Consider the following 12,088-nt stretch of genomic DNA (forward strand, 5'->3'; position numbering starts at 1 on the left):
AGATTACGATCATCATCATTGAATTCGTCGCTTCACACATCACTTAGCAGGGGTACAAACATGGCGAACCAACCTTTATTTCAACCCTATAATCTTGGGCCAATTTCGCTCACCAACCATATTGTGATGGCGCCGTTAACGCGTAATCGCGCCGGAGCGGGTCTGGTACCCAGTGAACTGGCGGCGACCTATTACGCGCAGCGTGCCACTGCGGGGCTGTTGATTACCGAAGCCACGCAGATCTCGGCGCAAGCACAGGGCTACCAGGATACCCCGGGGATCTATACTCCAGCGCAGATTGATGGCTGGCGCAAAGTGACTGACGCAGTGCATGCAAAAGGCGGGCATATCTTTGTGCAGTTGTGGCATGTAGGACGCATATCCCACGTCGACTTGCAGCCTGGTGGCGCAGCGCCCGTTGCCCCTTCGGCCATCCGTGCCGAGACGAAAACCTTTGTGAACAACGGTTTTGCTGACGTCTCTGAGCCTCGCGCGCTCGAGCTGGACGAAATAAAGGACATTATCGAGGATTTCAGAAAGGCATCCGCCAACGCCATTGCCGCTGGATTTGATGGTGTTGAGATTCATGGCGCGAATGGCTATCTGCTGGAACAGTTCCTCAAAGATGGCGCCAATCAGCGTACCGACGAATACGGCGGTTCTATCGAGAATCGCGCACGGCTGCTGTTAGAGGTCGTGGCTGCCGTTAAAGATGAGATCGGGGCTGAGCGCACTGGCGTCCGCATTTCACCGGTTTCTCCCGCTAATGCGATTTCGATCAGTGATCCACAGCCGCAATATGACTATCTCGTTGAACAACTCGACGCATTAGGCATCGTCTACCTTCATGTTGTGGAAGGCGCTACGGGGGGCCCCCGTGACGTATCGCCGTTCGATTATGGCTCTCTGCGCCGGCGCTTTAAAAATACCTATATTGGCAACAACGGCTATGACCTGGCGTTAGCCTCCGGCCAACTTGCTGAAGGTAAAGCGGACCTGTTCGCTTTCGGACGTCCGTTCATCGCCAACCCCGATCTGGTCGAAAGACTGAAAACGCAAGCGCCTCTGGCCACGCTGGTTCCTGAAACGCTTTATGGCGGCGGCGCAGAAGGGTACACCGATTACCCGCCGCTTTCCGCGAGCGGCAAGTAGCTCTGCGGGCGGCTCGCTTCTCTATACATCGCACATTGCGGATTCTATTGACTCATTAATAAAGGCAATCAACCCATGACCAAATCTTCAGTCCTCATTACAGGCGCTTCTACAGGTATTGGCGCGGTTTACGCCGAGCGGTTCGCGCGCCGGGGCCACGACCTTGTGCTGGTCGCTCGCGACAAGACAAAACTTGATCTCCTTGCAGAACGTCTGCGGCAAGAAAATGCTATTTCTGTCGATGTTCTGCCGGCGGATCTCACGCAATCGAGTGATTTGGCCACTGTCGAAGCGCGCCTTCGCGACGACTTGCGGATAGGCGTTCTTATTAATAACGCGGGGATCGCGCAGTCGGGCAGCTTCGTTGAGCAGACGCCTGATTCGATTGAGCGACTCATTGCGCTTAACGTCACTGCCCTGACGCGCCTTGCCAGTGCGGTGACCCCCCGATTCGTACAAGCGGGTGAAGGATCGATCGTCAACATCAGCTCCATCGTTGGTCTGGCCCCTGAATTTGCCATGTCGGTTTATGGCGCAACCAAAGCCTTTGTCCTTTTCCTGTCTCAGGGAATGAGTTTGGAGCTGTCGCCCAAGGGCATTTACGTCCAGGCGGTACTTCCTGCCGGAACTTACACGGAAATTTGGGAGCGCGCAGGTATCGACATCAGCAACTCGTCCAAAATGATGGAAGTGGGCGAACTGGTTGATGCGGCTCTGGTTGGCTTTGATCGCCGTGAACTCGTCACCATTCCGCCACTGCATAATGCGGCACGCTGGGACACTCTGGATACCGCGCGGCAGGCTCTGCTTTCGGACATTAAACAAGCCGAAGCCGCAGAGCGATATAAAAACGTTTAATCGATGAGTGACGCTCTGCAGGACACGGATAACGATCTTTCGACCCCTCCTGCAGAGCGTTAAAGCCAAAATATATTCCGTATCGCTTGTCATCGCACCACGGGTGATAACCCCCAAACCGCTTATGAAGGTCTTATTTCAGCATGACAAATAAACGTGTAGCGCTCGTGACGGGTGCCTCATCAGGGATTGGCGAGGCATCGGCCAACAAACTCTTGGCCGCAGGATTTACGGTCTACGGCACAAGCCGCCGTGGCTCCCTGGCGGGTAAACATCCCTTTCCGTTGTTGGCGCTTGATGTGACGGACGACGCTTCTGTTCAGGCCGCCATTGATGAGTTGCTGAGGTTGGAGGGGCGGATCGATATCCTGGTGAATAATGCCGGCTTTGGCGTTGCTCCGGCGGCAGCGGAAGAGAGCTCCATCAAACAGGCCAAGGACATTTTCGACACGAATTTTCTCGGAGTAGTCCGGTTAACCCGGGCGGTAGTGCCTCACATGCGCCGTCAGGGCAGCGGCCGTATCATCAACATCGGTTCGATACTGGGCATCGTTCCGTTGCCGTATGTGGCACTTTATGCTGCCAGTAAGCATGCGATTGAAGGGTATTCGGGATCGCTGGATCATGAACTGCGCACGCAGGGCATCAGAGTCTCTGTTATCGAACCTGCCTACATAAAAACGCAGTTTGAAGCCAATAATATAGAGCCGGATGCCAAGCTGGAAGAGTATGAGATTATTCGGGCCAAGCTGGCGAAAGTGGTGAGCAAGGCGATGGCTGAAGCGGAAAGCCCGGAAGTGGTGGCGGATGTGGTCGTTAAAGCGGCTCAGACTTTACAGCCAAAGTTGCGCTACACGGCGGGAAAATTGGCAGGCAGATTGAATTTTTTGCTCAGATTTGCGCCGGCAAAGCTCCTGGATAAGGTGGTACGCAACAATCTTCAGCTTGATACCAAAGAATAAAAACAACGAAATTTTCTCGATTGGCGATTCTGACGTCTACTTTGTTTTTTAACGGGCAGATCCTGTTTGCCGTATCTATCGAGGGTCTCCTGGGCGTGGCTTTTTTACGGGCCAATAGGGCGGCTAAATGAACGTTTTATCGACAAACACGATAGGGTAAACAACAAATGAACAAGAAGACGATGAAAGCCTTCACTTTCAAACGCTATGGCAAGTCGCCTGACTTAGGTTTCGATGATGTGGATTTTCCTACACTCAACGCTAATGAAATCCTTGTAAAGGTTTACGCTGTGGGTCTGAACCCTATCGACAATATGATCCCAACGGGAATATTTAAGCCGGTTCTCAATTTTCAGTTACCTGCCACCCTTGGCAGCGACCTGTCTGGCGTAGTCACCGCGGTGGGCAGTCGCGTGACCCGTTTCAAGCCCGGCGATGCCATCTTCGCCAGCATTTTCGATATGGGAAGGGGATCGCTTGCCGAATTTGCCGTGGTGCCTGAGAACGCTGCTGCAATGAAACCCGCGAACCTGGATTTCGTGCAGGCGGCGTCTCTGCCGATGGTGAGCCTCACGTCCTGGCAAGCGCTGAAAGAGCGTGCCGGGCTTCGGCCTGGCCAGAAGGTTTTCATCCCTGCAGGATCAGGGGGGATTGGTACCTTTGCGATTCAACTGGCGAAGTACCTTGGCGCAAAGGTAGGAACGACCACGAGTACGGGCAACGTCGAATGGGTCAGTCACCTTGGCGCAGACGAAGTGGTTGACTATAAAAAGCAGGAATTCGAAAACGTGCTGAGTGGCTACGATATCGTACTCGGCACTATCAGAGGCGATGCGATTGAGAAATCCACCAAAGTTCTTAAGCCCGGGGGAAGGATCGTTTCTCTCATCGGGCCGTTAGATGCCGCGTTTGCACGGGTTCGACGGCTAAACTTCTTTCTGACTTTTGTCTTCGGGTTGATGAGCCGCAAGATTATGCGGCTTTCGAAAAAGCGAGGTATCAGCTATTCATTTCTGTTTGTCCGCCCAGAGGGCGATCAACTCAGCCAAATCGGCAAACTGCTGGAAACTGAAAAAATCAAACCCGTGATCGACAAGGTTTTCTCCTTTGTAGACACAAAGGATGCGCTTGCCTACCTTGACCAAGGGCATGCGAAGGGAAAAGTTGTCGTCAAGATGCAGGAGTAATCCTTTTCAGTTAACAATCAGGGTGCCAGTCTGTGGTGGGGTATAAGCGTTAAGAACCTGGCAATGCCCTGGGCGATGTTCTTGCGTGCGGTACCTCATGCACCCAGACTGAGCGATTGGCGCCACAACAGCAAAAAGCCCGCTTAAGTTTCCTTAAGCGGGCTTTTCTAATTTGGCTCCTCTGACTGGACTCGAACCAGTGACATACGGATTAACAGTCCGCCGTTCTACCGACTGAACTACAGAGGAATCGTGTGAACGGGGCGCATCATATCCAGCCACCCAGAGTGTGTCAACGCTAAATTCGCCGATTCGGCGCGACTGCTCAGTATGCGAGCAATGCGCGGTCGCTTATGGCGTTTCTGCGCCGCTTTCGGCTTGCCAACGCTGCAAGCGCGCCAAGGTATCTTGTTTATAGAAACGGCAAAAATGCTGATACAACAGCGGAAAACGCTGGGCCAGCAGTTCGGGCGCGCTGAAAAAGTACTCCGACAGCACGGCAAAGCACTCGGCCGGATCGGTGGCGGCGTAGGCGTCCATGCTGGCGGCCTCTTCGCCGACCATGTCGATCTCGTCTTGCAGGTTTTCCATCGCGGCGTGCAGATCATGCTCCCAGGCGGCAATATCGCGCAGCGGGATCGGCGGTATCCCGGTGGCGCTGCCGCCATTGCGCATATCCAGCTTGTGTACCGCCTCGTGGATCACCAGGTTAAAGCCGGAGAGATCGAAAGAGTCCTGCACGTCCTGCCAGTTGAGCACAATCGGCCCTTGTTCCCAGCTCTGCCCGGACTGCACCACCGGCCCGGAATGGACCAGGCCGATGTCGTCCTGCCATTCATCCTCCACCACGAACGGCGAAGGGTAGAGCAGGATCTCATTGAAGCCGTCCAGGTATTCCGCCCCCAGTTCCAGCACCGGCAGGGCGAACAGCAGGGCGATGCGCGCCTGCATTTGCGACGTCAGCTCAAGCCCCTGCAGCGGCACGATGCGCTTTTGCTGCAAAATCTGCCCGGCAACGACGATCAGGCGTTGTTGTTCCTGCTCGTCCAGCGGAGAGAGCAGGGGGATCGCCAGCGCGTCCTGCCACTGAGCAAGCGTTTCCGCCTGCGGTTGATGCGTTTTCCACGGCCATTTAATCATCGCGTTGCTCGTAAAGTAGTCACTTGAACATTCGGCTGGAGGCTAACTCTGTAAAAATGCCGCAAAAAGGGGCATGATGACAAGCACTATCAGGAGAGATGCCGGAGCGGCTGAACGGACCAGTCTCGAAAACTGGAGTAGGGGCAACTCTACCGGGGGTTCAAATCCCCCTCTCTCCGCCACTTAATTATTTCAATTTTTTGATTTAAAAGTGATTATTATGATATTCACTTTTCCGGCATGTTATTCGACATGCCATCATGTTCAGGCTTGCTTGAGTTTGAATCAGCTTACCTCGGGACGACTCTCTCTCCTCTCGCATTATAACCCCGGCAGCACTATCGGATAGTATTTTGCAATTAAGTTATTCATTTTGTGAACTAAACCCGAAGATTTGATCGTTCTGCAGCAGGTTTCCGCAGGTATAAGTCGTGTCGCAGATAGTTGCCGGAGTGACAAGTTGCGGGTGAGGGCGCATAGCCAGGCAGCCCGCTCTTCCACGACAGCGGCTATTGAGAGGTGTTTTGCCCGGCGTATGGCAATGCGAATGGAGTCGGTCAAACGAGCGCCCGTGCAGCCCCTTTCAGTTATCGATGTCCTGCTCTGCATGTTGCCGTAACGCCACAGGGTTGGTGACGGTGATGGAACGGTAACCCGCCCCAATCCACCCTTCCTCCACGAAGCGTTGAATAATGTTGTTGACCTGTTTGCGGGAGGTATTGGCAATAATGCTGATATTTTCCTGAGAAAGGGTAACCGGGGAGTTTGTCGCCCAGGACATGCGGTGCAGCACCGATGCCACCCTGGCGCTGACATCTTTTTTCTGCAAATCATTCACGACTCTGAGCAGTGAGTCTGACCCCAGAATAGAAATCACGCCGAAGGCACGCATGTCATTGGGGTTTTGCGCGGCCATCTGTTCCATTGCAACCAGGGGAACGTGCATCATCCAGGACCCACTCTGCGCAACAAGTTGAAACCTCCGCGGCTGTCCGGTCATAAAGCCGTCGTCACCCGTCCAGTCGCCTGGCACGGCAAGGTCAATCAGCCGCGGCGTTGAGTCGCGAGGGGCCGTCTTGATGATCACCATTCCTTTGATGAAACCGTAGATCCCCTCCGCAGGATCGCCCGGGCTGAAGATGACTTGCCCGGGGGCGCATTTCACCAACAAGGCATGCTGAAAAAGTCTGTGCCTGAAGGATTCGGGCATGTGAGACAACCAGCCTCGTTGACTCATTATGCTTTCTGCGTTTTTTCGCGACATCTGTACCATGATTTATCCCCAAGGTGCCCTGTATGAACTTATCTTGCTTCATGTTCGCTAGCGGTAAACGAGATTTCGGCTATTGTCCTGCTCGCTATAAATTATTCCGTTACCTTTTTTCCGAGTATTGCCGTAAAGCCGCAGGGTTGGTGACCGTGATGGCGCGATAACTCGTCTCCACCCACCCCTCTTCGACAAAACGTTGAATAACGCTGTTAACCTGTTTGCGGGAGGTATTGGTGATGATACTGAGGTTTTCCTGAGAAACAGTAACCGGGGAATCTGTCGCCCATGACATGCGGTGTAATGCGGAGGCGATCCTGGCGCTGACATCTTTTTTCTGTAGATCATGCACAATCCTGAGCAGTGAATCCGATGCCAGAATAGAGATCGTACCAAAAGCGCGAATATCATTGGGGTTTAACGCCACCATTTGTTCCATTGTCTTAAGAGGGACGTGCATGACCCAGGTATCGCTCTGCGTGACCAATTCAATCCGTCGCGGTTGGCCTGTCATAAAACTGTCTTCGCCCGTCCAGCCTCCGGGACGAGCGATGTGAATCAACCTTGGAGCGGAATCAGGGGGCGCCGAATTGACAATCACTGTGCCTGTGACCAACCCGTAGATCCCACCAGCCGGCTCGCCTCTTCTAAAGATCACTTGCCCAGCTTCAAATTTCAAAAGCAATGCATTTTGCAGCAATCGGATCCTGAATGGCTCGGGCATATGAGACAACCAGCCTCTTTCACAGATCAAACGTTCTGCCACCTCACGCGACATATCCGGCATTTTTCTTCCCAATTGTCCTGTTTGACACAATGATCAATAGGCAAATTAGGTAGTAAACGCATATTAATCAAGAAAAAATGACGCGGTATCGAATTAAACGGCGATGGAATCTCAAGCCGATTTCAACCCAACCGGCGGCAATAAATCGCTGGTCGGGGCGCATGCTCCGGCGACTTAGCGGCTTTGCGCGTTATGACCTTATTTTGCCTGGATCGGGCAACCTTTTTTTATCCTGAATGAAAATGCCCAGGCGATGGCAAGGAAGGCGCACTGGAACAGAAAAAAGGGGGCAAGCCATTGGTTATTGAGATAAACGTAATAGCCGTTGTGGATGACGTCAACGGTGATGAGGGCTAATGTGGCCGGCAGGCCAATCCTTGGGTTGACGATCAGAAAATAGGCCACCAGCGGATCCAAAAGTGTCAGGCTGCCCCAAAAAAGGCGGCTGGCCAGGAAAGCCTGCTCACCGTAGCCATAATCCCAGAGAAAACCAAACTTCACGTCGGCGATAATATGATTGAGGGTCGCGACGATTAAGCACAGGGCCAGAAAGTACCGCATTAAGGTGGGGCTTGGCATGGGTTTGATGGTCTCGATGTGTTAACCGCAGTTTTACCCGGCAGGACAACCCGTCTCAGGCTTAAGGTCAGATGCGGCGCGCCCCGTAGAAGATTAACCACTTTCATTGAGCCTGCCTGGCTTTCGGCCATCATGATACGACGGTTACTGCAGCGATAAAACCCCTCTCATCCGCCGCGTATTTTTCAGAACCTCTCTTACAAAAAATTCTTTGCAGGATAACGATCTGTCATTCATCCTTTGAAATGTTGTTTCACTTTTATCCGAGTTCATCTTGAATTTACTTGCCGCCCTGCGTCAGCGCGTGGAAAAAACGCCCTGGTATGCCAAACGAAAAAGCTACTCTGTGCTCTTCTGGCGTGAAATCACGCCGCTGGCGGTGCCGATCTTTATGGAGAACGCCTGCGTCTTGCTGATGGGGGTGCTAAGCACCTTCCTGGTGAGCTGGATCGGTAAGGAAGCCATGGCCGGTGTGGGGCTGGCGGACAGCTTCAATATGGTGATTATCGCCTTTTTTGCCGCAGTGGACCTGGGCACCACGGTGGTGGTGGCCTTCAGCCTCGGCAAGCGGGATCGCAAAAGAGCGCGGTCGGCGGCGCGCCAGTCGTTGGTGTTGATGACTCTGGTCGCCCTGGTGTTGGCGGTGGGCATCCATCTGGCGGGCGAGCAGATTATTGACGTGATCGCCGGTGCCGCCACCCCGGAGGTCAAGGCATTGGCGCTTTCTTATCTGCAAACCACGGTGTGGAGCTACCCGGCCGCCGCCATTGCGCTGATCGGCAGCGGTGCGCTGCGCGGGGCGGGCAATACCAAGATCCCACTGCTGATCAACGGCGGCATGAATATCCTGAACATCATCATCAGCAGCATTCTGATTTACGGCATGCTGGGCTGGCATGGGCTGGGCTTTGTCGGCGCCGGGCTGGGGCTGACCATTTCCCGCTATATCGGTGCCATCGCCATTATTTACGTGCTGATGATTGGGTTTAACCCGGCGCTGCACATCACGCTGAAAAGCTACTTTACGCCGTTAAAACTGAACATCCTTTGGGAAGTGCTGGGGATCGGCATCCCCGCCAGCATCGAATCGGTGTTGTTCAACGGCGGCAAATTGCTGACCCAGATGTTTGTCGCCGGCATGGGGACCAACGTCATTGCCGGTAATTTCATCGCCTTTTCCATCGCCTCGTTAATTAACCTGCCGGGCAACGCCCTGGGATCGGCGTCGACCATTATCGTGGGAAAACGTTTGGGGAAAGGGCAGATAGCCCAGGCGGAGCGGCAACTGCGTCACATTTTCTGGCTGGCGACGATTGGACTGACGGTTATCGCCTGGGGAACGGCACCGCTGGCCGGGGTGCTCGCTTCGTTTTATAGCCAGCAGGACGATGTTAAAGAGGTGGTGAAAGTGCTTATCTGGCTCAACGCCGCCTTTATGCCGATCTGGGCCGCCTCCTGGGTGCTGCCCGCCGGGTTGAAAGGTGCGCGCGACGCCCGCTTTGCCATGTGGGTGTCGATGCTGGGCATGTGGGGCTGCCGCGTGGTGGCGGGTTACACGCTGGGCATTGTGTTGGGCATGGGCGTGGTCGGCGTTTGGCTCGGCATGTTTATGGATTGGGCGGTGCGCGGTGCGCTCTTCTACTGGCGCATGGTCAGCGGGCGTTGGTTGTGGAAATACCCGCGTATAAAACAAGAAGAGGTTGCGGAACAGGCAATCCCCCGCGCCAGACGAACGGGGGGCTGAACGTCACCTGCCAGGCTGTGGTGCCTGAAGGTTTTCCTGCCGCCATCTGGCCGGCGATACGCCGTGCACCTGCTTGAAGGCTTTGGAAAAGTGCAATTGGTTTTCATAGCCGACCGAAATACCCACCACTTTGATCGCCGTAGGGCCATTGCTCAGCAGGCTGACGGCGATACTCATGCGAAAATTAAGCAAATACTCCTTGGGGCCGATGCCGTAGGCGTTTTTGAACAGCCGGCACAGGTAGCTGCGGTTGATATTGCAGTAGGCGGCCAGGCTCTCAATCGTCAAATGTTCATGGTAGCGGTTTTCAATTTGTTTGACTGCTTTACGCAGATGCTGCGCCTTGTCATCGGGATGTGCAGCCGTGCCCTGCAGCCTATTGCCGATTAACGCGGAAAAGAACAGGTAGCTCAGCCCGAGCACCTTCAGCCGATGCTCATCGCCCTGGGCAACGATCTGTCGCAGGTAGCCCAGGGCGTCGGCGTTATCGTCCTGTTGGTTTGGCCGATAAATTGGGAATTGGCGGCTCAGGTGGCATTCTTCGAAAATCTTGCCGGCGATAAGCCCGTCGACCTCCAGCCACATATAATGCCAGGGATCCCTTTTGTCGGCGCAGTAGGTGGTTACGTCGTGCGGGTGGATCAGAAAACCTTCGCCTGCCACGACGGGAAAAGAGCCGTATTCGCTGTGCAGCACGCCGGTCCCGCTTATCACATAATGAAATAGATAGTGCTGGCGCACGGCAGGGCCAAAACTGTGGCCTTTATCACAATTCTCCTCCCCATACTGGTACAGGTTCAGCTCAATATTGTCGGTGCGATTGAGGGTGAAACTCTTGTGCATCCGTCATGGCCTCCGTTTTACCTCCACTCTATCAGCGTAGTTGCGGCGGAGCTGCCGGGATATGACCAGATCCCGACCTGGCTCACACTTTTTGCGGTGCGTCATTTTTCGCCATAACAAGGTCACATTCATCCATATCTCATGCCGAGGTTGCAGGGTAATTTCAGCTTATCGAAAACAGCAGCAGCGGAGAAATACGATGATTAAAGTGACATTTATGGGCGCGGGCAGCACCATCTTCGCCAAGAACGTACTCGGCGACATCATGGCGACGCCGGCATTGAAAGAGGTGGATATTGCGCTGTACGACATCGACAGTGCCCGTCTCAACGAATCCTTCGCCATGCTGAGCAATATCAACCGCAATACCAATGCGGGCAGGGCGAAGATTACCCCTTACCTCGGCGTAGAAAACCGCCGCGCGGCATTGAAAAACGCCAATTACGTGGTGAATGCCATCCAGGTCGGCGGCTACGATCCTTGCACCATTACCGATTTCACCATTGCCAGAAAATACGGCCTGCAGCAGACCATTGCCGATACCCTGGGCATTGGCGGTATCTTTCGTGCGCTGCGCACCATTCCGGTGTTGTTTGATTTCGCCCGGGATATCGAAGCGGTCTGCCCGGACGCCTGGCTGCTGAACTATACCAACCCGATGGCGGCAATAACCGGCGCCATGCTGCGCCATACCGAAGTGAAAACCGTGGGGTTGTGCCACAGCGTTCAGGTTTGCGCCGAGACGCTGCTGAAAAGCGTGGATATGCCGACCGACGACGTGCAATTCCACATCGCGGGCATCAACCATATGGCCTGGCTGCTGGACGTTCGCCGCCACGGCGAAGACCTGTACCCGGAAATCAAGCGCCGCGCCAATGCCTTGCAGGGCAAGCATGATGACATGGTGCGTCATGAAATCATGAAAACCTTCGGCTATTACGTGACCGAATCTTCAGAACACAATGCCGAATACATGCCTTACTGGATCAAACGCAATTATCCGGAACTGATTGAGCGCTTCAATATTCCGCTGGATGAATACCCACGCCGCTGTATTGAGCAAATTGAACAATGGCAGCAACAGAAAGTGGCGCTGACCCATGACGCTAGCCTGACTCATTGCCGCACTCATGAATATGCTTCTTACATCATCGAAGCGATGGAGACCGATCGGCCCTACAAGATTGGCGGCAACGTGCTCAACACCGGGTTGATCACCAACCTGCCCGCGGAGGCCTGCGTCGAAGTGCCTTGTCTGGTGGATGGGCAGGGGATCACGCCTTGCTACGTCGGCAACTTGCCGCAGCAACTGGCGGCGCTGAACCGCACCAATATCAACACCCAACTGTTGACCATCGAAGCGGCGGTCACGCACAAACGCGAAGCGATCTACCATGCGGCGCTGCTGGATCCGCACACCTCAGCCGAGCTTTCTATCGATGATATCCGCAAGCTGTGCGACGAACTGATTGAAGCGCACGGCAACTGGCTTCCCGCCTACCATTAATCGCCGCATTACCCCGATACCTCCTCAAAACGCACAAGGCGCGGGGTTTCCCGCGCCGTTAA

11 protein-coding genes and 2 tRNA genes are annotated in these 12,088 nt (G+C 54.3%); 7 read left to right on the top strand and 6 right to left on the bottom strand.

Annotation, left to right across the window (positions count from 1 at the left end):
• The first annotated feature begins 60 nt into the window (after positions 1-60).
• The 4 genes from SPL01S_RS01150 to SPL01S_RS01165 all read left to right on the top strand — a co-directional run bounded on the left by SPL01S_RS01150 (position 61) and on the right by SPL01S_RS01165 (position 4,159).
• Complete coding sequence (locus SPL01S_RS01150) at positions 61-1,152, top strand: alkene reductase (RefSeq protein WP_063197073.1); 1,092 nt, start codon at positions 61-63, stop codon at positions 1,150-1,152.
• A gap of 75 nt (positions 1,153-1,227) precedes the next feature.
• Positions 1,228-2,010 carry an SDR family NAD(P)-dependent oxidoreductase gene (locus SPL01S_RS01155; protein ID WP_063197075.1) on the top strand — a complete coding sequence of 261 codons (783 nt, stop codon included), beginning with the start codon at positions 1,228-1,230 and terminating at the stop codon, positions 2,008-2,010.
• A gap of 143 nt (positions 2,011-2,153) precedes the next feature.
• The gene (locus SPL01S_RS01160; RefSeq protein WP_063197076.1) at positions 2,154-2,972 is read left to right on the top strand and encodes an oxidoreductase; all 819 of its coding nucleotides are present in this window, start codon (positions 2,154-2,156) and stop codon (positions 2,970-2,972) included.
• A gap of 167 nt (positions 2,973-3,139) precedes the next feature.
• The gene (locus SPL01S_RS01165; protein ID WP_063197078.1) at positions 3,140-4,159 is read left to right on the top strand and encodes an NADP-dependent oxidoreductase; all 1,020 of its coding nucleotides are present in this window, start codon (positions 3,140-3,142) and stop codon (positions 4,157-4,159) included.
• A gap of 173 nt (positions 4,160-4,332) precedes the next feature.
• Here the strand turns inward: SPL01S_RS01165 and SPL01S_RS01170 are convergent.
• A tRNA-Asn gene (locus SPL01S_RS01170) sits at positions 4,333-4,408 on the bottom strand.
• Positions 4,409-4,510: 102 nt separating this feature from the next.
• Entirely contained in the window at positions 4,511-5,299 is a 789-nt protein-coding gene (gene mtfA, locus SPL01S_RS01175) for a DgsA anti-repressor MtfA (protein ID WP_006326322.1), read from the bottom strand.
• 92 nt (positions 5,300-5,391) lie between these two features.
• On the opposite strand from mtfA, the gene SPL01S_RS01180 reads away from it, so the two are divergent.
• A tRNA-Ser gene (locus tag SPL01S_RS01180) sits at positions 5,392-5,481 on the top strand.
• Between the two features lie 401 nt (positions 5,482-5,882).
• On the opposite strand, the gene SPL01S_RS01185 is transcribed toward SPL01S_RS01180, so the two are convergent.
• The 3 genes from SPL01S_RS01185 to SPL01S_RS01195 form a co-directional block, all read right to left on the bottom strand.
• Positions 5,883-6,536, bottom strand: coding sequence for a Crp/Fnr family transcriptional regulator (locus tag SPL01S_RS01185; protein ID WP_232245992.1), 654 nt, complete (start codon positions 6,534-6,536; stop codon positions 5,883-5,885).
• 136 nt (positions 6,537-6,672) lie between these two features.
• Complete coding sequence (locus SPL01S_RS01190) at positions 6,673-7,353, bottom strand: Crp/Fnr family transcriptional regulator (protein ID WP_020453884.1); 681 nt, start codon at positions 7,351-7,353, stop codon at positions 6,673-6,675.
• A 198-nt stretch (positions 7,354-7,551) separates the two neighbouring features.
• Positions 7,552-7,914, bottom strand: coding sequence for a hypothetical protein (locus SPL01S_RS01195; protein WP_232245993.1), 363 nt, complete (start codon positions 7,912-7,914; stop codon positions 7,552-7,554).
• Positions 7,915-8,206: 292 nt separating this feature from the next.
• On the opposite strand from SPL01S_RS01195, the gene SPL01S_RS01200 reads away from it, so the two are divergent.
• Complete coding sequence (locus tag SPL01S_RS01200) at positions 8,207-9,676, top strand: EmmdR/YeeO family multidrug/toxin efflux MATE transporter (protein ID WP_063197082.1); 1,470 nt, start codon at positions 8,207-8,209, stop codon at positions 9,674-9,676.
• A 3-nt stretch (positions 9,677-9,679) separates the two neighbouring features.
• On the opposite strand, the gene SPL01S_RS01205 is transcribed toward SPL01S_RS01200, so the two are convergent.
• A complete protein-coding gene (locus SPL01S_RS01205) occupies positions 9,680-10,519 on the bottom strand; it encodes an AraC family transcriptional regulator (protein WP_062871279.1) in 840 nt (279 codons plus the stop codon).
• Between the two features lie 199 nt (positions 10,520-10,718).
• Here SPL01S_RS01205 and SPL01S_RS01210 point away from each other — a divergent pair, with 199 nt between their 5' ends.
• On the top strand, positions 10,719-12,026 hold the full coding sequence (locus SPL01S_RS01210) for an alpha-glucosidase/alpha-galactosidase (protein WP_063197084.1): 1,308 nt from the start codon (positions 10,719-10,721) through the stop codon (positions 12,024-12,026).
• The last annotated feature ends 62 nt before the right edge of the window (positions 12,027-12,088 follow it).

This window comes from Serratia plymuthica NBRC 102599 (assembly GCF_001590925.1).
GTDB classification, from domain to species: Bacteria; Pseudomonadota; Gammaproteobacteria; order Enterobacterales; family Enterobacteriaceae; genus Serratia; species Serratia plymuthica.

Coding starts and splice junctions, on each gene's coding strand:
- SPL01S_RS01150 (WP_063197073.1), top strand. CDS start 61: ATGGCGAACCAACCTTTATTTCAACCCTATAATCTTGGGCCAATTTCG.
- SPL01S_RS01155 (WP_063197075.1), top strand. CDS start 1,228: ATGACCAAATCTTCAGTCCTCATTACAGGCGCTTCTACAGGTATTGGC.
- SPL01S_RS01160 (WP_063197076.1), top strand. CDS start 2,154: ATGACAAATAAACGTGTAGCGCTCGTGACGGGTGCCTCATCAGGGATT.
- SPL01S_RS01165 (WP_063197078.1), top strand. CDS start 3,140: ATGAACAAGAAGACGATGAAAGCCTTCACTTTCAAACGCTATGGCAAG.
- mtfA (WP_006326322.1), bottom strand. CDS start 5,299: ATGATTAAATGGCCGTGGAAAACGCATCAACCGCAGGCGGAAACGCTT.
- SPL01S_RS01185 (WP_232245992.1), bottom strand. CDS start 6,536: ATGAGTCAACGAGGCTGGTTGTCTCACATGCCCGAATCCTTCAGGCAC.
- SPL01S_RS01190 (WP_020453884.1), bottom strand. CDS start 7,353: ATGCCGGATATGTCGCGTGAGGTGGCAGAACGTTTGATCTGTGAAAGA.
- SPL01S_RS01195 (WP_232245993.1), bottom strand. CDS start 7,914: ATGCGGTACTTTCTGGCCCTGTGCTTAATCGTCGCGACCCTCAATCAT.
- SPL01S_RS01205 (WP_062871279.1), bottom strand. CDS start 10,519: ATGCACAAGAGTTTCACCCTCAATCGCACCGACAATATTGAGCTGAAC.
- SPL01S_RS01210 (WP_063197084.1), top strand. CDS start 10,719: ATGATTAAAGTGACATTTATGGGCGCGGGCAGCACCATCTTCGCCAAG.